Annotated in this window: 24 protein-coding genes; 13 read left to right on the top strand and 11 right to left on the bottom strand. The window is 71.8% G+C overall.

Annotated elements, in window-relative coordinates; genetic code table 11:
* The first annotated feature begins 61 nt into the window (after nucleotides 1-61).
* The 10 genes from gspG to EZ242_RS17405 all read left to right on the top strand — a co-directional run bounded on the left by gspG (nucleotide 62) and on the right by EZ242_RS17405 (nucleotide 9,386).
* Nucleotides 62-496 (top strand): type II secretion system major pseudopilin GspG, encoded by a 435-nt coding sequence (gspG, locus tag EZ242_RS17450; RefSeq protein WP_135286482.1) that lies wholly within the window; start codon nucleotides 62-64, stop codon nucleotides 494-496.
* Entirely contained in the window at nucleotides 471-947 is a 477-nt protein-coding gene (locus tag EZ242_RS17445) for a pilus assembly FimT family protein (RefSeq protein ID WP_135286481.1), read from the top strand. Before gspG ends, EZ242_RS17445 begins: the two co-directional genes overlap by 26 nt.
* Nucleotides 944-1,309, top strand: coding sequence for a type II secretion system minor pseudopilin GspI (gene gspI, locus EZ242_RS17440; RefSeq protein WP_135286480.1), 366 nt, complete (start codon nucleotides 944-946; stop codon nucleotides 1,307-1,309). The genes EZ242_RS17445 and gspI overlap by 4 nt, the downstream gene beginning before the upstream one ends.
* Entirely contained in the window at nucleotides 1,309-2,010 is a 702-nt protein-coding gene (locus tag EZ242_RS17435) for a PulJ/GspJ family protein (RefSeq protein WP_135286479.1), read from the top strand. The genes gspI and EZ242_RS17435 overlap by 1 nt, the downstream gene beginning before the upstream one ends.
* Entirely contained in the window at nucleotides 2,007-2,978 is a 972-nt protein-coding gene (gene gspK / locus EZ242_RS17430) for a type II secretion system minor pseudopilin GspK (RefSeq protein WP_135286478.1), read from the top strand. Before EZ242_RS17435 ends, gspK begins: the two co-directional genes overlap by 4 nt.
* A gap of 61 nt (nucleotides 2,979-3,039) precedes the next feature.
* Entirely contained in the window at nucleotides 3,040-4,245 is a 1,206-nt protein-coding gene (gene gspL / locus EZ242_RS17425; RefSeq protein WP_135286477.1) for a type II secretion system protein GspL, read from the top strand.
* Nucleotides 4,242-4,739, top strand: coding sequence for a type II secretion system protein GspM (gene gspM / locus EZ242_RS17420; protein WP_135286476.1), 498 nt, complete (start codon nucleotides 4,242-4,244; stop codon nucleotides 4,737-4,739). Before gspL ends, gspM begins: the two co-directional genes overlap by 4 nt.
* A 13-nt stretch (nucleotides 4,740-4,752) precedes the next feature.
* Nucleotides 4,753-5,559 carry a type II secretion system protein N gene (gspN, locus tag EZ242_RS17415; protein ID WP_135286475.1) on the top strand — a complete coding sequence of 269 codons (807 nt, stop codon included), beginning with the start codon at nucleotides 4,753-4,755 and terminating at the stop codon, nucleotides 5,557-5,559.
* Nucleotides 5,560-5,563: 4 nt separating this feature from the next.
* Nucleotides 5,564-7,987, top strand: a complete 2,424-nt coding sequence (gene gspD, locus EZ242_RS17410) for a type II secretion system secretin GspD (RefSeq protein WP_135286474.1) — start codon at nucleotides 5,564-5,566, stop codon at nucleotides 7,985-7,987.
* A 7-nt stretch (nucleotides 7,988-7,994) separates the two neighbouring features.
* On the top strand, nucleotides 7,995-9,386 hold the full coding sequence (locus EZ242_RS17405) for a GspE/PulE family protein (protein WP_135286473.1): 1,392 nt from the start codon (nucleotides 7,995-7,997) through the stop codon (nucleotides 9,384-9,386).
* A 249-nt stretch (nucleotides 9,387-9,635) separates the two neighbouring features.
* Here the strand turns inward: EZ242_RS17405 and EZ242_RS17400 are convergent, their stop codons facing one another.
* The 3 genes from EZ242_RS17400 to EZ242_RS17390 all read right to left on the bottom strand — a co-directional run bounded on the left by EZ242_RS17400 (nucleotide 9,636) and on the right by EZ242_RS17390 (nucleotide 11,122).
* On the bottom strand, nucleotides 9,636-9,833 hold the full coding sequence (locus EZ242_RS17400; RefSeq protein WP_135286472.1) for a hypothetical protein: 198 nt from the start codon (nucleotides 9,831-9,833) through the stop codon (nucleotides 9,636-9,638).
* Nucleotides 9,826-10,104 (bottom strand): hypothetical protein, encoded by a 279-nt coding sequence (locus tag EZ242_RS17395; protein WP_135286471.1) that lies wholly within the window; start codon nucleotides 10,102-10,104, stop codon nucleotides 9,826-9,828. The genes EZ242_RS17400 and EZ242_RS17395 overlap by 8 nt, the downstream gene beginning before the upstream one ends.
* A 91-nt stretch (nucleotides 10,105-10,195) precedes the next feature.
* Nucleotides 10,196-11,122: a LysR family transcriptional regulator gene (locus tag EZ242_RS17390; RefSeq protein WP_135286470.1), complete on the bottom strand. Its 927-nt coding sequence runs from the start codon at nucleotides 11,120-11,122 to the stop codon at nucleotides 10,196-10,198.
* An 85-nt stretch (nucleotides 11,123-11,207) separates the two neighbouring features.
* Here EZ242_RS17390 and EZ242_RS17385 point away from each other — a divergent pair, with 85 nt between their 5' ends.
* Nucleotides 11,208-12,215 (top strand): sodium-dependent bicarbonate transport family permease, encoded by a 1,008-nt coding sequence (locus tag EZ242_RS17385; RefSeq protein WP_135286469.1) that lies wholly within the window; start codon nucleotides 11,208-11,210, stop codon nucleotides 12,213-12,215.
* A 111-nt stretch (nucleotides 12,216-12,326) separates the two neighbouring features.
* On the opposite strand, the gene EZ242_RS17380 is transcribed toward EZ242_RS17385, so the two are convergent.
* The 8 genes from EZ242_RS17380 to EZ242_RS17345 all read right to left on the bottom strand — a co-directional run bounded on the left by EZ242_RS17380 (nucleotide 12,327) and on the right by EZ242_RS17345 (nucleotide 20,696).
* Nucleotides 12,327-13,766 (bottom strand): NAD-dependent succinate-semialdehyde dehydrogenase, encoded by a 1,440-nt coding sequence (locus EZ242_RS17380; RefSeq protein ID WP_135286468.1) that lies wholly within the window; start codon nucleotides 13,764-13,766, stop codon nucleotides 12,327-12,329.
* Between the two features lie 89 nt (nucleotides 13,767-13,855).
* Nucleotides 13,856-15,064 (bottom strand): MFS transporter, encoded by a 1,209-nt coding sequence (locus EZ242_RS17375; RefSeq protein WP_135286467.1) that lies wholly within the window; start codon nucleotides 15,062-15,064, stop codon nucleotides 13,856-13,858.
* A 32-nt stretch (nucleotides 15,065-15,096) separates the two neighbouring features.
* On the bottom strand, nucleotides 15,097-16,413 hold the full coding sequence (gene fahA, locus EZ242_RS17370) for a fumarylacetoacetase (RefSeq protein ID WP_135286466.1): 1,317 nt from the start codon (nucleotides 16,411-16,413) through the stop codon (nucleotides 15,097-15,099).
* A gap of 19 nt (nucleotides 16,414-16,432) precedes the next feature.
* Nucleotides 16,433-16,621, bottom strand: coding sequence for a DUF2783 domain-containing protein (locus EZ242_RS17365; protein WP_135286465.1), 189 nt, complete (start codon nucleotides 16,619-16,621; stop codon nucleotides 16,433-16,435).
* On the bottom strand, nucleotides 16,618-18,318 hold the full coding sequence (locus tag EZ242_RS17360; RefSeq protein WP_135286464.1) for an FAD-dependent monooxygenase: 1,701 nt from the start codon (nucleotides 18,316-18,318) through the stop codon (nucleotides 16,618-16,620). The genes EZ242_RS17365 and EZ242_RS17360 overlap by 4 nt, the downstream gene beginning before the upstream one ends.
* 12 nt (nucleotides 18,319-18,330) lie before the next feature.
* Nucleotides 18,331-18,837 carry a MarR family winged helix-turn-helix transcriptional regulator gene (locus EZ242_RS17355; RefSeq protein ID WP_135286463.1) on the bottom strand — a complete coding sequence of 169 codons (507 nt, stop codon included), beginning with the start codon at nucleotides 18,835-18,837 and terminating at the stop codon, nucleotides 18,331-18,333.
* 6 nt (nucleotides 18,838-18,843) lie between these two features.
* Entirely contained in the window at nucleotides 18,844-19,824 is a 981-nt protein-coding gene (locus EZ242_RS17350) for a Bug family tripartite tricarboxylate transporter substrate binding protein (protein WP_135286462.1), read from the bottom strand.
* An 89-nt stretch (nucleotides 19,825-19,913) separates the two neighbouring features.
* Nucleotides 19,914-20,696, bottom strand: coding sequence for an IclR family transcriptional regulator (locus EZ242_RS17345; protein WP_135286461.1), 783 nt, complete (start codon nucleotides 20,694-20,696; stop codon nucleotides 19,914-19,916).
* Between the two features lie 106 nt (nucleotides 20,697-20,802).
* Between EZ242_RS17345 and EZ242_RS17340 the strand changes: the two genes are divergently transcribed.
* Nucleotides 20,803-21,783 carry a tripartite tricarboxylate transporter substrate binding protein gene (locus EZ242_RS17340; protein ID WP_135286460.1) on the top strand — a complete coding sequence of 327 codons (981 nt, stop codon included), beginning with the start codon at nucleotides 20,803-20,805 and terminating at the stop codon, nucleotides 21,781-21,783.
* Nucleotides 21,784-21,809: 26 nt separating this feature from the next.
* Nucleotides 21,810-22,694 (top strand): amidohydrolase family protein, encoded by an 885-nt coding sequence (locus EZ242_RS17335; protein ID WP_135286459.1) that lies wholly within the window; start codon nucleotides 21,810-21,812, stop codon nucleotides 22,692-22,694.
* Nucleotides 22,695-22,698 lie beyond the last annotated feature (4 nt).

Genomic DNA, 22,698 nt, shown 5'->3' with positions numbered 1-22,698 from the left:
CAATGAGACCGCCATGGGCGCCGATTATGATTGACCGCCACGTTTCCAACCCCCCTCCCTCATGAAGTCTCTCGGCAATCGACTCCGCCGCGTGGCCGGCTTCACCCTCATCGAGCTGATGGTGGTGCTGGTCATCATCGGCGTGCTGGCCGCCCTCATCGTCCCCAATGTGCTCGATCGGGCCGACGACGCTCGCGTGACAGCCGCCCGCACCGACGTGAACAACCTGATGCAGGCACTCAAGCTCTACCGCCTGGACAACCAGCGCTACCCCACGGGCGAGCAGGGCCTGCAGGCGCTGGTGGCCCGGCCGACGGCTGCCCCGGCCCCGGCGAACTGGAAGCCCTACCTGGAGAAGCTGCCCGCCGACCCCTGGGGCCGCCCCTACCAGTACCTCAACCCCGGCGTCCAGGGCGAAATCGACGTGATGTCCCTCGGCGCCGACGGTCAGCCCGGCGGCGAGGGCAAGAATGCGGACGTCGGCAGCTGGCAGTAAGCCCGCCGGCCGGGGCGGGTGGGCCCGCCGCCCGCGTGGCTTCACCATGATCGAACTGCTGGTGGTGGTGGCGATCATCGCCATCGGCAGCGCCGGCGTTTCCTTCGCGCTGCGCGACTCCGCCGCCACGCAGCTGGAACGCGAGGCCCTGCGCCTGGCAGCCCTGTTCGAGTCGGCACGCGCGCAGTCGCGCGGCACCGGCCGGCCGGTGGTGTGGCGGCCGACAGAGACCGGTTTCCGCTTCGAGGGCGCGCTGCCGGGCAGCCTCCCCGAGACCTGGCTGTCCGAGGGCGTGCAGGTCGGCGGGTCGCCCGTGCTCGTCCTCGGTCCCGAACCCATCATCGGCCCGCAGTCCGTGCTGCTCGGCTCCACGGCCGTCCCCGGCCGGAGCCTGCGGGTGGTGACCGAAGGCGTGCGCCCCTTCAGGGTGGCGGGCGGGGACGCGCCATGACGCGGCGTTTCCGGTGCGGTGGCTTCACGCTGGTCGAGGTGCTGGTGGCGCTGGGCATCGTCTCGATCGCGCTCGTCGCCGGCCTGCAGGCCACGGCCGCCCTCACCCGCAACGCCCTGCGCCAGTCGGACATGCTGCTCGCGCAGCTGTGCGCGGAAAACGAACTCGCCCGGGTGCGCCTGGCGCGCCAGATGCCGGGCATCGGCGAGACCGCCACCGAATGCCAGCAGGGCGGGCAGCGCTTCGCGGTCACGCTGGAGGTCGCGCCCACGCCCAACCCGAACTTCCTGCGGGTGGATGCGCGCGTGGCGCAGGCCGGCCAGTCCCTCATGCGGATTTCGACCGTGGTGGGGCGATATTGATGACGCCATCCCGAAGCACTGGCTTCACCCTGGTCGAGCTGCTGGTGGCGCTCTTCGTGCTGTCGCTGGTGGCCATCCTGAGCTGGCGCGGGCTGGACGGGATGGTGCGCACGCAGGCGCAGACGCAGGAGCGGGCCGACGAGGTGCTGGCCGCGCAGGTGGGCCTCGCGCAGTGGAAGACCGACCTGGACGCCCTGGTGCAGCTGCCGCAGCTCACGGCGCTGGACTGGGACGGGCGCGTGTTCCGGCTGACGCGGCGCAATCCGGCCGATCCCGGCGATGGCGTGCGGGTGACGGCCTGGACCCAGCGCAACGTCAACGGCCGCGGCACCTGGCTGCGCTGGCAGTCGCCGCCGCTGCGAACGCGCGGCGAGGTGCAGGAGGCCTGGGCGCGCGCAGGCGCCTGGGCGGAGAACGCGGGCGATGCCGACCGGGCGCGCGAGGTGCCGGTGCTCCCGCTGTCGGAGTGGCAGCTCTACTACCACCGGGGCGGCGCCTGGACCAACCCGCAGTCGCGCGATGCCGCGCGGGTCGATCCGGCCACTGCGGCGGCCGCCGCGGCGCAGCCCGGGGCGCGGGCGCAACCCCCGTTGCCTGACGGCATCCGCCTGGTGCTGGTGCTGCCGCCCGGCCACCCCCTGGCCGGCCAGGTCAGCGTGGACTGGGCCAGCCCCGGCCAGGGCGGAGGCCGCTCGTCATGACGCGCGCCGCGCGTCTTCGTCGCCAGGCCGGCGCCGCCCTGCTCGCGGCCATGCTCACCGTGGCCATGGTGGCGACGCTGGCGGCGGCGGGCCTGTGGCAGCAGTGGCGCAGCGTGGAAGTGGAGGCCGCCGAGCGGGCCCGCGCCCAGGCCCGCTGGATCCTCACCGGCGCCCTGGACTGGGCCCGGCTCATCCTGCGCGAAGACGCGCGCGCCGGCGGGGCGGACCACCTGGCCGAGCCCTGGGCCGTGCCGCTGGAGGAAGCGCGCCTGTCCACCTTCCTGGCCGCCGACCGGGACGCCGGCACCGCCGGCACCGACGCCGAGAACGTGTTCCTGTCCGGCGACATCGTGGACCTGCAATCGCGCCTGAACATCAACAACCTGGTCGAAGGCGGCAAGCTCTCCGAGACCGGGCTGCGCGCCTTCCGGCGCCTGTTCGAGCAGCTCGGGCTGCCCGCGGCGGAGCTGGACCTGCTGGCCGAGAACCTGCGACAGGCCTCGGACCTGGCCTCGGAGGAGAGCGGCAGCGCAGCGCCGCTGATGCCGCAGCGCGTCGAGCAGCTCGCCTGGCTGGGCGTGTCGCCCCAGACCGTCGCGGCGCTGGCGCCGCATGTGTCGGTGCTGCCGGCACGCACGCCCGTCAACCTCAACACGGCCGGCGCCCCGGTGATCTATGCCGCACTGGATGGCGTCGAGCTGGCCGAGGCCCAGCAGCTGGTCGCCGCCCGCGACGCCCGGCCCTTCCGCACCCTGGCCGACGCCACCCGGGTGCTCGCCCAGCGCGAGACCGCCCTGGGCAGCGGCATGGTCGGCGTGTCGAGCCGGTTCTTCGAGATCCGCGGGCGCCTGCGCCTGGACGACGTGGTCGTGCAGGAGCGGTCCCTGGTCCAGCGCGACGGCCTGATCGTGCGGACGCTGCAGCGCGACCATACGGTCCTGGCCCCCGGCGCGAACGGCGCCCGATGAGCGCTGATGCGCGCGCGCAGCCCCAGCCACGGGGCCTGCGTCCCTACAATGGTCCACTCCCATGAGTTCTCTCTACGTCCTGCTCCCGCTGGAGACGGCATCGGCCGACACCGAGTTCGACTACGTGCTTTCGACGGACGGCCTCACGCCCGGCGCCCACGCGAGCAGCAGCGCGCCGCGCCTGCCCGCGACCACCGGCGCCGGCGCGCAGACCGTGGCGGTGGCGCCCGCCGAAGCGCTGTCGTGGCACCAGGTGGAACTGCCCAAGGGCATCGGGCCGCAGTCGTCCAGGCTTCGTTCGGTGCTGGAAGGCCTGCTGGAAGACCAGCTGCTCGACGAACCGGAAAGCCTTCACTTCGCCATCGAGCCGCAGGCCCGGGCCGGCCAGCCGGTCTGGGTAGCGGTGTGCCAGCGCGCCTGGCTGCGCGCGGCCCTGCAGACCCTGGAGGCCGCCGGCCGGCCGATCAGTCGCGTGGTCCCCGAAGTGGCCCCCGCGCAGCCGGGGGCACTGCACGCCTCCGGCGAGCCCGAGCAGGCGCGCCTGCTCGCCAGCGGCCCGGGCGGTGTCACGGTGATGCCGCTGGCTGCCGGCGTCGCGGCGCTGCTCCCCGGCCTGGACGACCAGACGCCCTGCTTCGCCGAACCGGCCGTCGCCTCGCTGGCCGAATCGGCGCTGCAGCGCCCGGTGGTGCTGCAGACCGCGCCGCAGCGCTGGCTGCAGGCCGCGCAATCGCGCTGGGACCTCGCGCAGTTCGAATTCGCCAGCTCGGGCCGCACGCGCGCGCTTAAGAAGGTCGGCACGCTCACTGGCGAGTTCCTGCACGCGCGCCAGTGGCGCGCCGCGCGCTGGGGCGCCGCGCTGCTGGTTCTGGCCAACGTCGTCGGCGTGAACGCCTGGGCCTTGCGCGAACGCGCGGCCCTGGCCGCCAAGCAGGACGCGGTGCGCAGCACCCTCACCACCACCTTTCCCCAGGTGCGCTTGGTCGTGAACCCCACGGTGCAGATGGAGCGTGAGGTCGCCGCCCTGCGTCAGGCCACCGGCGGCCGCTTCGAGGGGGACCTGGAAAGCCTGCTGACCGCCCTGGCGCGGGTCGCGGGCGACCGCAGCATCAGCGGCCTCGAGTTCACCGGCAGCGAGCTGCGCGTGCGCGGCCTGGGCTGGAGCCCGGCGCAACTGCAGGCGGCCCAACCCGAGCTGAAGCGCCAGGGCATCGCCGCCCGCATGCAAGGCGAGCTGCTGGTGCTGTCGCCGGAGGCCAGCTCGTGAACGCCCGCAGCACCGCGGCCTTCGGGCCCCTGCGCCAGCGATGGAGCGGCCTGGCCCCGCGCGAGCGGCGCCTGGTCGCCATCGCGCTCGCCGTGGTCGGCGCCGCCTTGCTCTGGTGGCTGGCCATCGGCCCGGCGCTGGCCACGCTCGGCAGCGCCGCGGCACGCCACCAGGCGCTGGACGCGCAGCTCCTGCGCATGCGCGGACTGCAGGCCCAGGCCGAGCAGCTCAAGTCGGAGCCGCGCCAGGGCCACGAGGAGTCGGTGCGGGCGCTCGAGGCGGCCACGCGCGACCAGCTCGGGAACACCGCCCGCCTGGTGGTGGCCGGCGACCGCGCCACGCTGACCTTGAGCGGCACGCCCGCCGGTGCCCTGGCCCAGTGGTTCACGCAGGCGCGCGTCAACGCCCGCGCCCTCCCGGCCGAGGCCCGCCTGACCCGCAATGCCGCCGGCGCCTGGGACGGCACGCTGGTGGTGAGCCTGCCGCCGCGCTGAGGACGCTGCCACCATGGCCCGCCCCCTCGCCGCCGCCGTGCCCACGCCGCCCGCCCCCTGGGCCTGGGCCTTCGTGGGCGCCCTCTGCGGCCTCGTCGTCGCCCTGGTCCTCTTCGCACCGGCGCGCTGGATGGCCGACGCGCTGGCCCGCGCCACCGGCGGCCAGTTCCTGCTGGAGAACCCGCGCGGCACCGTCTGGAACGGCTCCGGCCGGCTGGTGCTCACGGGCGGCGCCGGAAGCCGCGACGCGGCAAGCCTGCCTTCGCGCCTGCACTGGACGCTGCGGCCCGCGCCCGGCGGCGCGCAGCTGGAACTGAGCTCCCCGTGCTGCACCGACGAGCCGCTCGTCGTGGGCGTGCAGCCGCGCTGGGGCGGCTTCGCCCTCGCGGTGCGGGACGGCCTGCCCTCACGCTGGCCGGCCGGCCTGCTGGCGGGCCTGGGCACGCCCTGGAACACGCTGCAGCTCGAAGGCGACCTGCGTCTGAGCACGCAGGGCCTGCGGCTCGAATGGACGCGCGGACGCACGCAGCTGGCCGGGCAGGCACACCTGGACGCCCTGGGCCTGGCCTCGCGCCTGACCACGCTGCGCCCCATGGGCAGCTATCGCATCACCGTCAGCGGCGGGCCCACGCCCTCGCTGCACCTGAACACCTTGCCGGAAAGCCCGCTGCAACTCACCGGCAGCGGCCAGTGGGTGGGCTCGCGCCTGCGCTTCACGGGCGAGGCGAGCGCCGCGCCGGAGCGCGAGGCGGCGCTCGCCAACCTTCTCAACATCATCGGCCGGCGCAACGGCGCGCGGTCCGTCATCACCATAGGTTGAAGTCATGTCGTCCTTCCGCACTGCCCTCGTCTTTGTCGCCGTGGCGGGCGTTCTCGCCGGAACCACGGTCCCGGCCGACGCCCAGACGCGGCGCCAGGCGGCGCCCGAACCGGTGACGCTCAATTTCACCAACGCCGAGATCGAGGCGGTGGCGCGCACCATGGCGGCCATCCTCAATCGCAACATCGTGGTGGACCCGCGCGTGCGCGGCACCATGTCGCTGTCCACCGAGCAGCCGGTCAGCCCGCAGCGCGCCTGGAACCAGTTCCTGGCGGCCCTGCGGCTGTCGGGCTTCACCGTGGTCGATTCGGCGGGCCTGCTCAAGGTGGTGCCCGAGGCCGACGCCAAGCTGCAGGCGGCGCCCGTGTCGGTGGACGAGCCGCCGGCGGGCAACCAGATCGTCACGCAGATCTTCCGCCTCAACTACGAGCCGGCCAGCAACCTGGTGCCGGTGCTGCGGCCCCTGATCAGCCCCAACAACACCATCAACGTGAACCCGGGGACCAACTCCCTGGTCATCACCGACTACGCGGACAACCTGCAGCGCATCGCCCGCATCGTCTCGGCGCTGGACGTGCCCAGCGGCACCAACGTGGAAGTCATCCCGCTCAAGCACGCCCTGCCCAGCGACCTGGCCCCGGTGGTGCAGCGCCTGCTGGAAGCCGGCGCCGGCGCCGCCGCCGCACCCGGCCAGCCACCTGCCGCGGGCGGCGCCGCCGGCGCCGCGACGGTGGTGGTCCCGGAGCCGCGCAGCAATTCCCTGATCGTGCGCGCGGCCAACCCGGCGCGCATGAACCTGGTGCGCAACATCGTCGAGCGGCTGGACCAGCCGGTGAGCGACCAGGCCAGCGGCAACATCCACGTGGTCTACCTGCGCAACGCCGAGGCCACGCGGCTGGCGGTCATTCTTCGGGCGGCGCTGGCGGGCATCCCCGCGGCCACGGCCAACACCGGCGCCGTGGGAACGGCGCCGGGCGCGGGGCCGGTGGCACCACCCGCGCAGAACTTCGCCGGCGGCGTCGCTGGCGGCGTCGGCGCGGCTGGGGCCACGCCGGCGCTGGGCGCGCTGCAACCCATCGCACAGCCGGCCACCGGCGGCCAGATCCAGGCCGACCCGGCCAGCAACGCGCTGATCATCACCGCCCCCGAACCGGTGTACCGCCAGCTGCGCGCGGTCATCGACCAGCTCGACCAGCGCCGTGCGCAGGTCTACGTGGAGAGCCTCATCGCCGAAGTGAACGCGGACAAGGCTGCGGAATTCGGCATCCAGTGGCAGAACATCTTCGGCAACGTGAACAACAACGTGTTCGGCGTGGCCGGCACCAACTTCAGCGTCGGCGGCGCCAACATCATCGGCCTGCAGGCCGGCGCGGCGGCCGGAAACACCCTGCCTTCGGCGGGCATCAACCTGGGCATCATCCGCAACATCGACGGCCGCTACGTGCTCGCGGCGCTGGCCCGGTTCCTGGAGACGAACGCCGAAGGCAACGTGCTGTCGACGCCCAACCTGCTGACGCTGGACAACGAGGAAGCGCGCATCGTCATCGGCCAGAACGTCCCCTTCGTCACCGGCCAGTTCACCAACGCCAACACCGGCACCGGCGGCACCGTGAACCCCTTCCAGACCATCGAGCGCAAGGACGTGGGCCTGACCCTGCGCGTGCGGCCGCAGATCAGCGAGAACGGCACGGTGAAGATGCAGATCTACCAGGAGGTCTCCAGCGTCCAGCCCGGCTCCATCAACTCCGCCACCGGCCTCATCACCAACAAGCGCTCCATCGAGTCGAACGTGGTGGTGGACGACGGCGGCATCGTCGTGCTCGGCGGCCTGCTGCAGGACGAATATTCCGGCAACGAGCAGAAGGTGCCGGGCGTGGGCGACGTGCCGGTCTTCGGCCGCCTCTTCAAGAGCGAGGCGCGCAGCCGCCGCAAGACCAACCTCATGGTCTTCCTGCGCCCCGTGGTGCTTCGCGACAACAGCACCACCACCAGCATTTCGCTGGACCGCTACGAGCTCATGCGCATGAACCAGCAGGCCGCGCAGCCCGCGCCCAGCGCAGTGGTGCCGATCAACGCCTCGCCGGTCATGCCGCCGGCCATCCCGATGCCGCCCGGCACGCCGGCCGGGCCCTTCATTCCCGCCACGCCCTCGGCGCCCTCGGTGCCCACGCCGGCGCTGCCGCCTTCGTCCGGCGAGGTCCCGGTCGGCCGCGGGGTGACGCCGGCCGTCTCGACCCCGGCCGTGGTGCCGGTCGTTCCCGTCGTCCCGGTGGTTCCCGTCGTGCCCGCGCCGGGAACTTCCTCGACGCCCGGCGCTCCAGCCCAGCCTGCCGTCCCTGCGCCGGTGCCGGTGCTGGTGCCGGCCGTGCCGGTGCAGCCGCTGCCACCGGCGAGCACAGGCCCGGCGCCCGTGCAGATCGCCCCCTGAAAGACCCATGCCCCGTTACCCGCTTCCCTATGCCTTCGCCCGCAGCAGCCAGCTGCTGCTGGAGGACGACGGCGACCAGCTGACCCTCTGGCATGCCGGGCCGCCCTCCGGCAGCGCCTGGGGCGAGGTGATGCGCAAGTTCCGCGTGCGCGCGCTGCAGCAGCTGGACGCGCAGGCACTGGCCCAGCGCATCAGCGCCGCCTACTCGCAGGGCGAGTCGAGCGCGGCGCTGGTGGTCAGCGAGGTCGAGAACGACGCCGACCTCTCGCGCATGATGCAGGAGCTGCCCGCGGTGGAAGACCTGTTGGAGACCAGCGACGACGCGCCCATCATCCGCATGCTCAACGCCCTGCTCACGCAGGCGGCGCGGGACGGCGCGAGCGACATCCACATCGAGCCCTACGAGCGCCACTCCTCGGTGCGCTTCCGGGTCGACGGCACGCTGCGCGAAGTGGTGCAGCCCAATCGCGCCCTGCATGCGGCCCTGATCTCGCGCTTGAAGATCATGTCCGACCTGGACATCTCCGAGAAACGCCTGCCGCAGGACGGGCGCATCAGCCTTCGCATCGGCACGCGCGCGGTGGACGTGCGCGTGTCCACCTTGCCCAGCGCCCATGGCGAGCGCGCCGTGCTGCGCCTGCTGGACAAGACGGAAAGCAAGCTGAGCCTGGAGAGCGTGGGCATGACCGGCGACACGCTGCGGCGCTTCCTGGGCCTCATCACCCAGCCGCACGGCATCATCCTGGTCACCGGCCCGACCGGCTCGGGCAAGACCACCACGCTCTATGCGGCGCTGTCCCGGCTGGATGCCAACAGCAGCAACATCATGACGGTGGAGGACCCGATCGAGTACGAGCTCTCGGGCATCGGCCAGACGCAGGTCAACGCCAAGATCGACCTGGACTTCGCCAAGGCGCTGCGCGCCATCCTGCGCCAGGACCCGGACGTCATCATGATCGGCGAGATCCGCGACCACGAGACCGCGCAGATCGCCATCCAGGCCTCGCTCACCGGCCACCTGGTGCTGGCCACGCTGCACACCAACGACGCGGTGAGCGCCGTCACGCGCCTGACCGACATGGGCATCGAGCCCTTCCTCCTCAGCTCCTCCCTGCTGGGCGTGCTGGCGCAGCGCCTGGTGCGCAAGCTCTGTGCGCAGTGCGGCGGCAAGGGCTGCAGCGCCTGCGGCCAGACCGGCTACCAGGGGCGAACGGGCGTGTTCGAGCTGATGATCGCCGACGAGCAGATCCGCGACCAGATCCACCGCCACGCGGCCGAAGCGGAGATCCGCGAAGCGGCCCTCGCCGCCGGCATGACGCTCATGCGCGACGACGGCGAGCGCCTGGTTCGCGAGGGCATCACCTCACGCGAGGAGCTGCTGCGGGTGACGAGGGACTGATGGCGGGCCTAGAAGGCCCGGGGAACGCACACGCTTCGGAGCGCTGGTTCGCTTGCGTTCATTTACCGCGGCCGAGGCCCCACGGAGTGACATTCCCGAGCGAACACATCCGTTCGCCCTGAGCCTGTCGAAGGGCTCGCGTGATGAGTCTCGCGCGATGGGCTTCGACAAGCTCAGCCCGAACGGTTGGGGCGCGAACGGAGTTGAGGCTTCCGCTTCATGCCTCTTGCGCCCTCTTCGAGCCCTGATTCAACTCCCTACTCTCTCCGGCGCCCCCGGCTGCCCCGGCAACTTGACCGGCGGCGGGGGCGGCGTGCCTTCGCTGGGGGGCACCTCGGGCGGGGGCGAGGGTGCGGGCGGCTGGTTCGGCGTGATCGGCTGGTCGGTGTGCGGCGGCACCGGCTCCGGCGTCGGAACGTCCGAGGGCGAGAGGACGATGTCAACCACGCTGCAGCTCCGAATCCGACTTGAAGCGGTCACCCAGCGAGGGCTTGTCACCGCCCACGGGGTCGGCTTCCTCGTCCTCGACATCGGCGGCCGTGTGCTCCGGATGCTCCGGCAGGCCGGGGCGCTGCGCCATCTCGCGCGCGCCCGGGCGCGGCGGGGCGGGCTTGTGGGGGGCATCCGGATGGACATCGGAGCGGGGCTGCACGAATTCGGGCTCGTCGCCCGAGCGGGTCATGGTGCGGGGATCCGGGGTGGTGTCGTCAGGACACATGCTCGTACTCCTTGCGCGGCGACGCGGCCGCCATGGCCCATGCTGACCTGGGCCGGGCGGTCCGGCTTTCGGTGCGGACCGCTCGTGCCTGTCAGTGACCGCCGACAAGGGCCCGACCGGCCGGCGCCCGCTTCCCCGCCTCCAGCAGGTGGGCCTGGAACACCTGCGCGATGGGCGACAGCTGCTTGCCGCGCGGATGCACCATGTGCCAGCTCGATGGCAGCGGAAAGCCCCGCACGTCCAGCACCTGCACGCCGGCGCTCCCGGCGCCCGCTTCGGGCAATGCGTGGACCGACAGCACCGCCACGCCCAGGCCACCGGCCACGGCCTCGCGGATCGCCTCGTTGCTGCCCAGCTCCAGGCGCCGGTCGGGCCGGAAGCGCAGGCGCGCGAAGGCGGTGTCGGTGGTCATGCGCGTTCCCGAGCCCGGCTCGCGCAGGATGAAGCGCTCGGCGGCCAGGTCTGCCAGCTGGAGCCGCTTGCGCCGCGCGAACCGGTGGTCCGCCGCGGCGATCAGCACGAGCGGGTTGGGCATGAACACCTGGTCGGCCAGCTCCATGTCCGCGGGCGGCTGCGACATCACGTACAGGTCGTCCAGGTTGTCCCGCAGCCGCGCGACCACGCCATCGCGGTTCAGCACCTCCATGGAAATGTCGATGCCCGGGTGCTGGCTGCAGAAGCTCCCCAGCAGCCGCGGCACGAAGTACTTGGCCGTGCTCACCAGGGCCACTCGCAGCCGCCCGCGCGTGAGCCCCTTGAGGCCGTCGATGCGCTGCTCCAGCGCGTCCCACTCGCCCGCGATGGCGCGCGCCGTGCGGGCCAGCTCGCGTCCCGCCTCGGTCAGGTGCACGCGGCGGGCGATCACCTCGTACAGCGGCACGCCCAGGGCCTGCGTGACCTCGCGCAGCTGCATGGACGCGGTGGGCTGGGTCACGTGCAGCGCGCGGGCCGCGCCGCTCACGCTGCCCGTCTCGGCCAAGGCCAGGAAGAGGCGCAACTGGCGAAAGGTGATGTTCATCGAGAATCCTCTATGGATTGACGGTTGACAATCGATTTTACGGAATCAGGGTCAACCCCTACGATGCCGGGCAGGAGAACTCATCATGTCCACCCTTCTCGATCCGGCCCTGCTCTTCTTCCTGGTCGGAGTCCTCGCCGGCGCGCTGCGCTCCAACCTCGAAATCCCGCCGGCCATCGCCAAGTTCCTGTCGCTCTACCTGCTCATGGCCCTGGGCCTGAAGGGCGGCTTCGCCCTGGCCGCGACCGGGCTGAGCGCGGGCGTGGCCCTGAGCCTGGCCGCGGCGGTGTTCATGGCCTTCCTCGTTCCGGCGCTGGGCTACGCCTTCCTGCGCCGCCACGTCGCTCCCTTCGACGCGGCCGCGGTGGCGGCGTCCTACGGTTCGGTGAGCGCGGTGACCTTCGTGACGGCCATGCAGGTGCTGGAGGCGCAGGGCATGGCGCCGGGCGGTCACATGACGGCGGCCATGGTGCTGATGGAGTCGCCGGCCATCATCATGGCCGTGCTGCTGGCGAACTCGCTGCGCCAGCGCCAGGCCGCACCCGCGCTGGTGGTCGCCGGTGGCGGCACGGCGGCGCTGGTCGGCGGGGGCGGCTCGCGCACGCCACTGGGCAAGATCCTGCACGAGTCCTTCACCGACGGCGCCCAACTGCTCCTGCTGGGCGCCATGGCCATCGGCTGGCTGAGCGGGGACGCCGGCAAGGCCGTGATGCAGCCCTTCTCCGGCGACCTGTTCAAGGGCATGCTGGCCTTCTTCCTGCTGGACATGGGCCTGCTCGTGGCGCGCAACTTCTCCACCGCGCGCCAGAGCTCGCCGGTGCTGGTGGCCTATGCCATCGGTGGCCCGCTGGTGCATGCGGCGCTGGCGCTCGCGCTGGCCACGCTGCTGGGCATGCCGGCCGGCGACGCGGCCATCCTCATGGTGCTGTCGGCCAGCGCCTCGTACATCGTGGTGCCGGCCGTGCTGCGCCAGGCGGTGCCGGAAGCCAACCCTTCGCTGTACTTCGGGCTGTCGCTGGGAATCACCTTCCCGCTGAACCTGCTGCTGGGGATTCCGCTGTACGCCTGGGCGGCGAAGCTCGTGCTCGGATGAACACCCCCTCCCCCGCTGGGGGAGGGCTGGGGCGGGGGCTGGCGCGTCGACAACGCCACTTCGGGCGTGGCCCCCATCCCGGCCTTCCCCCAGAGGGGGAAGGAGAGGCCGTCAGACGTTCATGACGGAGACGGCACGCGCGTTGAGGTAGGCCTCCAGCGCCTCCGGCCCGCCTTCGGAGCCGTAGCCGGAATCCTTGACGCCACCGAAGGGCATCTCGGCCGAGGGCAGGGCCGGCATGTTGATCCACAGCATGCCCACTTCCACCCGGCGCGACAGCAGGTCGGCGTTCTTGAGCGAGCGGGTGAAGGCGTAGCCGGCCAGGCCGTAGGGCAGGCGGTTGGATTCGGCGATGGCGTCTTCCAGCCGGCTGAAGCTGCGGATGGCGGCCAGGGGGCCGAAGGGCTCGTCGTTGAAGATGCGCGCCTCCAGCGGCACGTCCTGCAGGATGGTGGGCTGCCAGAAGTTGCCGTCCTTGCCGATGCGCTCACCGCCGGCCAGCACCTTGGCGCCACGCTCCACCGCGTCCTGCGTGAACTCGGCCATCGCCGTGAGGCGGCGCGGGTTGGCCAGCGGCCCCATCTGCGTGCCCTCGGCCAGGCCGTCGCCCACCTTCAGGCCCTGCGCATGCTGGGCCAGCGCCTGCGCGAACTCGTCGCGCACGCTCTCGTGCACCAGGAAGCGCGTGGGGGAAATGCAGACCTGGCCGGCATTGCGGAACTTGGCCGCGCCGGCGGATTTCACCGCCAGGGCGATGTCGGCGTCCTCGCAGACGATCACCGGCGCATGGCCGCCCAGCTCCATGGTCACGCGCTTCATGTGCTGGCCGGCCATGGCTGCCAGCTGCTTGCCCACTGGCGTGGAGCCGGTGAAGGTGATCTTGCGGATGGTGGGGTGCGGAATGAGGTAGCTGGAGATCTCCGCCGGGTTGCCATACACCAGGCCCAGCACGCCGGGCGGAATGCCGGCGTCGGCGAAGGCCTGGATCAGCGCGGCCGGACCGGCCGGCGTCTCCTCCGGCGCCTTCACCAGCATGGAGCAGCCCGCCGCCAGCGCGGCGCCGACCTTGCGCACCACCTGGTTGATGGGGAAGTTCCAGGGCGTGAAGGCGGCCACCGGGCCCACGGGGTCCTTCAGCACCATCTGGCGGATGGCGATGTTGTGGCGCGAGGGCACGATGCGCCCGTACACGCGGAAACCCTCTTCGGCAAACCACTCGATGATGTCGGCCGCTGCCAGGGCCTCGCCCTTGGCTTCGACCAGCGGCTTGCCCTGCTCCTGCGTGATGAGGCGGCCGATGGCCTCGGCCCGCTCGCGCATGAAGCCGGCGGCCTTGCGCATGATCTTGCTGCGCTCGGCGGCGGTCATGTCGCGCCAGGTCTCGAAGCCCTTCTGCGCGGCAGCCAGGGCCTTGTCCAGGTCCACCTTGGTGGCATGCGCGACGCGGCCGATCTCCTGGCCGGTGGCGGGGTTGAACACGGGCAGGCTGCGACCCTCGGCGGGGTCCTGCCACTGGCCATCGATGAAGAGCTGGGTGTTGGGGTAGGTCATGCGTTGTCTCGCTCGGAGGGACTCGGGGGAAACCGGGATGGTAAATCCATCGCCCGAGGGCTGCCGGCGCAAGGCCGCCGCCCCTGCCTTCAGCCCCCCTCCTCGAAGCGCTGCCGCTGCGCCAGGCCGGGAAACAGCCGGCTCCAGGCGGCCACGATGGCCAGCGTCGCCACGCCGCCGAGCACCACCGAGCCGACCGCGCCCAGCAGGGCCGCCGTCACGCCGGACTCGAATTCGCCGAGCTGGTTGCTGGCGCCGATGAACATGGAGTTGACCGCGCCCACGCGTCCGCGCATGGCATCGGGCGTGTCCATCTGCACCAGGGTCTGGCGGACCACCACGCTCACCATGTCGAAGCCGCCCGAGAGGGCCAGTGCGAGCAGGGAGAGCCAGAACGTGGTCGACAGGCCGAAGACCAGCATGCACACGCCATAGGCCGCGACCGACAGCAGCAGCCAGCGCCCCACGCGCACGCGGATCGGAAAACGCGCGAGTGCCAGCGAGACGAGCAGCGCGCCCACGGCCGGCGCCGAACGCAGCGCGCCCAGGCCCGCGGGCCCGACGTGCAGCACGTCCTGCGCGAAGATGGGCAGCAGCGCGGTGGCGCCGCCGAACAGCACGGCCATGAGGTCCAGCGACACGGCGCCCAGCAGCGTCTTGCGTTGCCACACGAAACGCACGCCGGCCAGCATGGCGTGCAGCGTCGGCGGGTCGGTCGAGACCACGCGGCGGTCCTGCAGCCGCAGCACCGCGACCATCGCGCCCAGCAGCATCAGCGCCGCCAGCGCGTACACGGCCGTTCCGCTGCCGAGAAACAGCAGCCCGGCCAGGGCCGGCCCGCCGATCACCGCGACCTGGTTGCCGCCCGAGCTCATGGCCATGGCACGCGCGAGCAGGGAAGGCGGCACCAGGCTCGGCACCATGGACTGCTGCGCCGGGGCCTGGAAGGTGCGCGCCGTCCCCAGCAGCACGGACACGCCGAACAGCAGCTCGCGCGACAGCGCGCCGCCGGCACTGGCCGCCAACAGCACCGCGGCAGCGGCGAGCAGCAGGGACTGCGCCGCGGCGATGACGCGCGCCCGGTGGTAGCGGTCGGCCACGTGCCCGGCCGGGAGCGTGAAGACCAGCACGGGCAGGAACTGCAGCAGGCCCACCAGCCCGAGGTCCAGCGCGCTGCCGGTGAGCTGGTACATCTGCCAGGCCGCCGCCACCATGGTCATCTGCGTGGCGGCGCCCGCGAGCACGCGCGCCGCGAGCAGCTGGACGAAAGGGCGATAGCTCAGGAGGGAGTCGGACACCGGCGCGGATTGTCCCGCACCATGCTCCCCCTTCAGGTCCTGGCCGGCAGCACCGTTCCCACGCACTCGCCGAAGCCGATGCGCGCCGCACCGGGCTTCTCGCACCAGCCGCGCAGCACCACGGTGTCCCCGTCTTCCAGGAAGCTGCGGGTTTCACCGCCGGGCAGCTGCACCGGCTTCTTGCCGCCTTCGGTCAGCTCGGCCAACGCACCAGCCTCGCCCGGCGTGGGACCCGACAGCGTGCCGGAGCCGAACAGGTCGCCCGGTTGCAGGTTGCACCCATTGACGGTGTGGTGCGTGACCATCTGCGCCACGGTCCAGTAGGCGTGGCGGTAGCTGGTGCGGCACAGTTGCGCGCCGGGCTGGCCGGTCTCGCGCATGCGCGGGGTCTGCAGCTCCACCTGCAGCTGGATGTCGAAGGCGCCGGACTCGCGATTGGCCGGCGTGTCCAGGTAGGGCAGGGGCTGCGGGTCGCCGGCCGGGCGATCCAGCGGCATGCGGTAGGGCGCGAGGGCCTCCAGCGTCACGATCCAGGGCGAGATGGTGGTGGCGAAGTTCTTGGACAGGAAGGGGCCCAGGGGCTGGTATTCCCAGGCCTGGATGTCGCGGGCCGACCAGTCGTTGAGCAGGCAGATGCCGAAGACGTGCTCCTCGGCCTCGGTGATGGCGATGGGCTCGCCCGCCGCGTTGCCGGCGCCGATGAAGATGCCCAGCTCCAGCTCGATGTCCAGGCGCTTGCTCGGGCCCAGCTGCGGCTGCGTGGCGCCCGGCGCCATGGACTGGCCTTGCGGGCGGCGGAAGCTGTGCGGCGAGGCCATGACGCTGGACGCGCGGCCGTGGTAGCCGATGGGCACCCACTTGTAATTGGGCAGCAGCGGGTTGTCGGGCCGGAACTGGCGGCCGATGTTGGTGGCGTGGTGGACCGAGGTGTAGAAGTCCGTGTAGTCGCCGATGCGCGCGGGCAGCGCGTACTCGGCCTCGGACTGCGGCACCAGGCAGGGCTCCAGCGCGCCGCGCTGCGCCGCGCCGTCGCGCAGGGCGCGCGAGAGCGCCAGGCGCAAGGCGCTGCTGGCCGGGGCGCCAAGCGCCATGAGGGCGTTCAGCGAGTCCTGCGCGCCGGCGCGCACGGCCTCGCCGGCCGCACCATCGAAGACCTGCGCGCGGTCCGCGGCGGCCAGGTCCACGATGCGGTCGCCGATGGCCACGCCGCCGCGCCAGGGCTCGTTCGAGCCGCGACGGCGGAACACCGCCAGCGGCAGGTTCTGGATCGGGAAATCGGCGTCGGGCGCGTTGGCGGCGGCGACCCAGCTGCGCAGCTGGGGATCGTGGGTTTCGTTGAGTGCGTGCATGGTCAAGTCTCCTGGGTGTTCAGAGGTCGCGCAAGGCGGCCTCGAGGTGAGCCGCGAACTGCCGGGCATCGCCCAGCGCCTGTGCGTTCAGCAGGGCCAGCTTGACCAGGAACAGCTCGCTGCGTTCAGCGCCGGCCTGGTCGATGGCCTCGGCCAGGCGATCGTAGACCTGCTCCAGGTCCGCCTGGGAAAGTGAGGGGCGTGTCATGTCGTCTCCTTCGGGGCCACGACGTGGCGCAGGGCCGCCGCCAGGCGCGTGGCGTCGAGCGAGATCCAGCGCGCGCAGACATGCTGGTCGGGTCGCAGCAGGTAGGCGGCGCCGGCGGTCTCCATCCCGTAGAGGCGTCGCACGCGTCCGTCGGCGTCGGGCAGGGCGAGGTCGGCACCCTCCACTGGCGAGGATGCACCCACCGCGATCACGGTGAGCGGCATGCCCGTCGCGCGGGCGGACGCCAGCGCGTCGAGGATGGGCGCGGTCAAGGCCGCCGCGCCCGCGACCAGCAGCGTGAAGCCCGTGCCCAGGTGGTCCAGCAGGTGCTCATCGGGGCCGAGCTTCACGTCGCGCGGCGGTGCCCCGTGGCCCGGGCCGGTGGGGAACAGCGTGTTGTCGTCACCCGGGTCATTGAGGGCCGACTGCGAGTACTCGTGCGGCCGCGAGGTGCGCCAGTGGTAGAGGGGCCGCACGAACTCCTCGCTGAGCGACAGCGAGAGCACGGCGTTGCGCAGCAGCCGGAAGCCGCGCGTGGGCGGCGTCATGAAGCGCGTGCTCTTGCCGGCCTCCTCGATGATCTCGCGCGCGGCGCCCACGCGTTCGGCGCTGTAGTTGGCCAGCAGCCGCTCGCCCGCGAGGCCGCGCACCACCAGGGCCAGGTGCCAGCCCAGCGACTGCGCGTCCTGGAAGGCGGTGTTGGCGCCGCGCACGCCGAAGATCGGCAGCAGGTGCGCGGCGTCGCCGGCGAAGAGCACGCGGCGGTGCACGTAGTCGGGCAGCGTGAGCGTGCGCGCCGAGTAGACCGAGCACCAGTCCATTTCCCAGGGCGTTCCGGCGTGGCCGATCATGGCGAGCTGCGCGTCGATGCGCTGCCTGAGCGACTCGGGGCGCAGCGCCTCCTCGGGCGTCTCGCCGGCGGGAAGCTGGTAGTCCACCCGCCAGATGCCCTGCGGCTCGCGGTGCATGAGGATGGTGTTGCCGGGATTCCAGTCCGGGTCGAAGAAGGCCAGGCGCTCGGTGGGCAGGGGCAGCTCGATGCGGAGGTCGGCAATGACGAAGAGGCCCTCGTAGGAGGCGCCCTCCATCTGCAGGCCCAGGGCGCTGCGCACGCCCGAGCGGCCGCCGTCGGCGGCCACCACCCAGTCGGCCTGCAGCGGGTAGGGGCCTTCGGGCGTGTCCACCTGCAGCTGCACGTGGTCGGGCTGCGGCTCGACGCCCACCACCCGGTTGCCCCAGCGCAGTTCGACGAGGGGTTGCGCGGCGCAAGCGTCCAGCAGGAACTCTTCCAGGTACTGCTGCTGCAGGTTGGTCATGGGGTAGAAGCGCTCGTCCTCCCCGTGCGGCGCGTCCATGCGGAACACGCGTTGCCCGCGGTAGTGCGAGTTGCCGAAGCGCCAGGGCAGCCCCGCTTCCTGCACGCGTGCGGCCACGCCGAGCTGGTGCAGGATTTCCATGGTGCGGCGCGTGAAGACGATGGCGCGACTGCCCTGCGACACCTGCAGCTCTGCATTCAGCACCACGCTGGGCACGCCCAGCTGCGCGAGCTTGAGCGCGGTGACCAGGCCGGCCGGGCCGGCGCCGACGACGGCCACGCGGTGGCGCGGCTCGGGCGCGTGCGCGCCGGGTAGCCAGGGCGCGTGGACCCGGTAGCGGTAGTAGAGGGAAGGACGCGGCTCGGCGCTGGGCTGGTGCATGGTCGTGGCGTTTCAGTCGGGCTCGGGCTCGGGCTCGTCGCCCGGCGGGGGCTGCACGTGGGCGATGAGGCGATCCAGCAGCGCGGCGAGCTGTTCCTGCTCGCGCGGGCTCAGGCAACCGAAGATCTCGCGATTGCGCTGTTCCACCAGCGCCATGGTGCGGGCGAAGGCCTTGCGCCCGCGGGCGGTGAGACTGAGCTGGACGCCCCGCCCGTCGTGCGGCGCATCGACCTTCTTCACCAGGCCCTGGTCCACCAGCGATTGCGCGGCCCGGCTGGCCTGGGCCTTGTTCAGGTTGGCCTTCTGGGCCAGCTCATTGACGGAGAGCGGGCCGAAGGAGCCGATGGCCGTGAGGCAGCGTCCGTCACTGAGCGACAGCCCCGCCTCCAGCGGATAGCGGCGCAGGCTCTCCTGGTCGGTGATCTTGTGCAGGGTGTGCATGCGCCAGGTCAGGGTGCGGTCCAGCGACGGCGTGGGCGCGTCGGGCTCCTCGGGCACGGGGGGTGCGACCGGGCGCATGGCGGCTCAGTCCACCTTGATGCCGCTGCTGCGGATCACGGGGCCCCACTTGGCGCGCTCCTTGGCCGCGTACTCGGCCATCTGCGCCGGCGAGCTGGGCGTGGCTTCCAGGCCGAGCACCTGCAGGCGCGCCTTCACCTCGGTGGCGTCCAGCGCCTTGAGCAGCGCGGCGTTGGTCTTGGCGATGACCTCCGGCGGCGTGCCGGCCGGCATGACCAGGCCCTGCCAGGCATAGGCCTCGAAGCCCTTGAGGCCCTGCTCGGCCAGCGTGGGAATGCTCTCGAAGTTCTTCACGCGGCGCGGGCTCGCTATGCCGATGGGACGCAGCTTGCCGCTCGCGATGAACTGCTGGCCGCTCGCGGTGTCCACGAACATGAAGGGCACCTGCCCGGCCACCACGTCCTGCACCGCGGGCGCCGCGCCGCGGTAGGGCACGTGCGTCATCCTGGATTCGATCTGGTCGGCGAAGAGCTCGGTGGCCAGGTGGTGCGGACTGCCCGCCCCCGGGGTCGCGTAGTTGGCCTTCTCGCCGGCGGTCTTGAGCCAGGCGCGGAACTCCTCCAGGTTTCTCGCGGGCACCTGCGGGTTCACCACCAGGATCATGGGGAAGCGCACGGTGAGGCCCACGGGCGCGAAGTCCTTCTCCACGTTGTAGCTGAGCTTGGCGTACAGGAAGGGGTTGGCCGCCAGGGTGGCCGTGTCGGCCGACAGCAGCGTGTAGCCGTCCGGCTTGGCGCGGGCCACGTAGTCGGCGCCGATGTTGGTGGCCGCGCCCGGCTTGTTGACGATGACCAGGGGCTGGCCCAGCGTGGCCGACATGGCCTGCCCGAGCGTGCGGGCCACCACGTCGGTGCCGCCACCGGCCGGGTAGGGAACGACCCACTCGACCGGCCGGCTGGGCCAGGACTGGGCTGAGGCGGCCGTTGCGAGGGCGAAGGTGGCGCAGGCCAGCAGCGTCTTGCCGGCGCGGAACAGTGCGAATGACATGGGATCCGGTCTCCTTTGGATCGCGCCATTCTAGGCGTTTGGTTGCGCGCGCAACTAGGTAAGGGTGCGTAAGGCGGTCGCCCGGCGTTTCACGGATGCCAGGTGGAAACGACCTTCGGCGTGTCCTCGGACGCCGATCCGGCCAGGGCATAGGACAGCCGGTTGGCGGCGTCGATGACCGTCTGTGCATGCGCTTCGAGGCGCGCCTTGGTCAGTCGGGAGGTCGGACCGGAGATGCACATCGACCCCAGCAGCCTCCAGTTCAGGCCGAACACGGGCGCCGCGACGCTCGACACTTCGGCATCGCGCTCGCCCATGGAGAGGTGGAATCCGCAGCGCCGGATGGCCTCGTAGATCCGCCCGGGCTCGCCTGAAAAGGCCAGGATCACGCGCCCCGGCGCGCCCAGGTCCAGCGGCAGCCGCATGCCGATGCGCACATGGTGCCGAACGGACTGGGGACCCTCGACCCGCGAAATGCAGGCCCGCTCGTCGCCCTCGCGCACGTAGAAGGAGGCGCTCTCCCGCGTGCTGCGGGCGAGCTCGCGCAGGGTCGGCTCCACGACGTTGTTGATGTCGAAGCCGGCCTGGTAGCGGGCACCCAGCCAGCCGGCCGCCGGGCCGAGGCGCCACTCCCCCTCTTCCCGCTGGACCATGTAGCCGGTCAGGGCCAGGGTGCGTGCCAGCCGCAGCACCGTCGTGTTGTGCAGGCCGGTTCGCCGGCTCAGCTCCGCCAGCGTGACGTGTCGCTCGCCGATGCGAAAGGCCTCCAACACCTGCAAGGCGCGCGTCACGGCGATCACGCCGGAGCGAGCAGAGGGCGCCTGCTCGGTGTCCGCGGGCTCGGTGGCTGGACTTGCTGACTTGCGCGGCATGAAACACCTTTCACTGTGCGAAGCGCCATTGTACGCAGCGCAATGCGCTTCTAAAGTTGCTCCCGAGGGCACCGACCCTGCACCCGCCCACTATGGAGACAACCTCATGCGTATTCCTGCTCTGACCCGCCGCGCCTTGGCGGCTTCCGCCCTGCTCGCGCTCGTTCCGATGGGCGCCTTCGCCCAGGCCTGGCCTGCCCGACCGGTTCGCCTGGTGGTGCCCTTTCCCGCCGGCGGCGGCACGGACATCATTGCCCGCGAGGTTGCGAACAAGGTCACCGGGACCACCAAGTGGAACTTCGTCATCGAGAACAAGCCGGGCTCCGGCGGCAACCTCGGCATCGACAACGTTGCCAAGTCGGCCGCCGACGGCTACAGCCTGGTGCTGGGCCAGACCAGCAACCTCGCGATCAATCCGGCCCTGTACAGCAAGCTGCCCTATGACCCGCTGAAGGACCTCACGCCGGTCGCACTGATCGGCAGTTCGCCGCTGCTGATGGTGGTGGCGGCCAATTCGCCCTTCCAGACCCTGGGCGACGTCGTGGCCGCGGCGAAGGCGAAGCCCGGGACGATCAACTACGCGACCTCCGGCAACGGCACCGTGGCGCACCTGGCCACCGAGCTGTTCCAGCGCGAAGCCAACGTGAAGCTCACGCACATCCCCTACAAGGGCGCGTCGCAGGGCCTGAACGACGTGATCGGCGGCAACGTCGAGATCTACGTGTCGTCGGTGACGACGCTGATCGGCTACATCAAGAACGGCAAGGTCCGTCCCTTGGCGGTGACCTCGGCCAAGCGCACCGATGACCTGCCCCAGGTGCCCACCGTGGCCGAGTCCGGCTACAAGGGCTTCGAGGCCGTCACCTGGTTCGGCGTGCTGGGTCCCGCCCGTCTGCCGACCGAGGTCACCAGCCAGCTCAACGCCGAAGTGAACAAGGCGCTGCGCGCCGACGACCTGCGCAACAAGCTCGAAAGCCAGGGCCTGGAACTCAGCCCCGGAACGCCCGAGCAGTTCGGCAAGCTGATCCGCGACGACCTCGCCAAGTGGGGGAAGGTCGTCAAGGAAAGCGGCGCCAAGATCGACTGACGCCGGTTCGCGCCACGGGGCTTGCCATGGGGTTTCCGTTTTCGGCCGGCGCCGGTCCGGCGGGCATCGCCGCTCCCGCCGACGCCTGCGACTGCCACATCCACGTCTACGACAGCCGCTATCCGGCAGCTCCTGGCGCGGCACTGCAGCCGCCCGACGCCTCGGTCGCGGACTACGCGCAGATCCAGGCCCGCATGGGCACCTCGCGCGCGGTGCTGGTGACGCCGTCGACCTACGGCACCGACAACGCGCCCATGCTCGGCGGCCTGGCGCAACTCGGCGCGCAGGGGCGGGGCGTGGCCGTGATCGACGGCCATGAAAGCGATGAAGAACTCGAGCGGCTGCAGGTCGCAGGCGTTCGCGGGGCGCGCGTGAACCTCTCCCTGGGCCCCGCGCTGGCACCGCAGGCGATCGCCCGCATCGCGGACCGCATCGCGGCATGGGGCTGGCACCTGCAGTTGCTGATGCCGACCGCACAGCTGCCGCAACTTGCGCCCCTGCTGCGACGCCTGCCCGTCGAGCTCGTCTTCGATCACTTCGCGCGCATCACCCCCGAACAGGCGCCGGGGCACCCGGCCCACGCGCTGGCGATGGACCTCCTGTCGGACGGAAAGGCCTGGATCAAGCTGTCCGGGGGCTACCTCGTGAGCCCCCTGCGCTCGGTCGAGGACCCCGGGCTCGATGCACTGGCCCGCAGCTTCCTGGACGTCGCGCCGAACCGTGTCGTCTGGGGCAGCGACTGGCCTCACGCCACGGCGTCGGCCGGCCACCAGCCGATGCCCGACGACGCGCGCCAGATCGAGCGTCTTGCGCAATGGGCGGGTGACGCTGCGACCTTGCATGCGGTGCTGGTCGACAACCCGCAACGCCTCTACGACTTCGAGCCTTCCTCCAAGGACCCCAAGGACTGACACC

Source organism: Ramlibacter rhizophilus (assembly GCF_004681965.1).
Lineage (GTDB): Bacteria > Pseudomonadota > Gammaproteobacteria > Burkholderiales > Burkholderiaceae_C > Ramlibacter > Ramlibacter rhizophilus.
The sequence above is the reverse complement of the archived record's forward strand: the minus strand, read 5'-3'. Positions and strand labels throughout refer to the sequence as shown.

Bases quoted from the DNA above. Each gene is read 5' to 3' on its own strand.
- EZ242_RS17335 (WP_135286459.1), top strand. From the start codon at position 21,810: ATGGGGTTTCCGTTTTCGGCCGGCGCCGGTCCGGCGGGCATCGCCGCT.
- EZ242_RS17405 (WP_135286473.1), top strand. From the start codon at position 7,995: ATGCCCCGTTACCCGCTTCCCTATGCCTTCGCCCGCAGCAGCCAGCTG.
- EZ242_RS17355 (WP_135286463.1), bottom strand. From the start codon at position 18,837: ATGCGCCCGGTCGCACCCCCCGTGCCCGAGGAGCCCGACGCGCCCACG.
- gspN (WP_135286475.1), top strand. From the start codon at position 4,753: ATGGCCCGCCCCCTCGCCGCCGCCGTGCCCACGCCGCCCGCCCCCTGG.
- EZ242_RS17340 (WP_135286460.1), top strand. From the start codon at position 20,803: ATGCGTATTCCTGCTCTGACCCGCCGCGCCTTGGCGGCTTCCGCCCTG.
- EZ242_RS17365 (WP_135286465.1), bottom strand. From the start codon at position 16,621: ATGACACGCCCCTCACTTTCCCAGGCGGACCTGGAGCAGGTCTACGAT.
- EZ242_RS17360 (WP_135286464.1), bottom strand. From the start codon at position 18,318: ATGCACCAGCCCAGCGCCGAGCCGCGTCCTTCCCTCTACTACCGCTAC.
- gspI (WP_135286480.1), top strand. From the start codon at position 944: ATGACGCGGCGTTTCCGGTGCGGTGGCTTCACGCTGGTCGAGGTGCTG.
- EZ242_RS17385 (WP_135286469.1), top strand. From the start codon at position 11,208: ATGTCCACCCTTCTCGATCCGGCCCTGCTCTTCTTCCTGGTCGGAGTC.
- EZ242_RS17390 (WP_135286470.1), bottom strand. From the start codon at position 11,122: ATGAACATCACCTTTCGCCAGTTGCGCCTCTTCCTGGCCTTGGCCGAG.
- EZ242_RS17380 (WP_135286468.1), bottom strand. From the start codon at position 13,766: ATGACCTACCCCAACACCCAGCTCTTCATCGATGGCCAGTGGCAGGAC.
- fahA (WP_135286466.1), bottom strand. From the start codon at position 16,413: ATGCACGCACTCAACGAAACCCACGATCCCCAGCTGCGCAGCTGGGTC.
- EZ242_RS17445 (WP_135286481.1), top strand. From the start codon at position 471: ATGCGGACGTCGGCAGCTGGCAGTAAGCCCGCCGGCCGGGGCGGGTGG.
- EZ242_RS17435 (WP_135286479.1), top strand. From the start codon at position 1,309: ATGACGCCATCCCGAAGCACTGGCTTCACCCTGGTCGAGCTGCTGGTG.
- gspG (WP_135286482.1), top strand. From the start codon at position 62: ATGAAGTCTCTCGGCAATCGACTCCGCCGCGTGGCCGGCTTCACCCTC.
- gspD (WP_135286474.1), top strand. From the start codon at position 5,564: ATGTCGTCCTTCCGCACTGCCCTCGTCTTTGTCGCCGTGGCGGGCGTT.
- EZ242_RS17345 (WP_135286461.1), bottom strand. From the start codon at position 20,696: ATGCCGCGCAAGTCAGCAAGTCCAGCCACCGAGCCCGCGGACACCGAG.
- gspK (WP_135286478.1), top strand. From the start codon at position 2,007: ATGACGCGCGCCGCGCGTCTTCGTCGCCAGGCCGGCGCCGCCCTGCTC.
- gspL (WP_135286477.1), top strand. From the start codon at position 3,040: ATGAGTTCTCTCTACGTCCTGCTCCCGCTGGAGACGGCATCGGCCGAC.
- EZ242_RS17350 (WP_135286462.1), bottom strand. From the start codon at position 19,824: ATGTCATTCGCACTGTTCCGCGCCGGCAAGACGCTGCTGGCCTGCGCC.
- EZ242_RS17395 (WP_135286471.1), bottom strand. From the start codon at position 10,104: ATGTGTCCTGACGACACCACCCCGGATCCCCGCACCATGACCCGCTCG.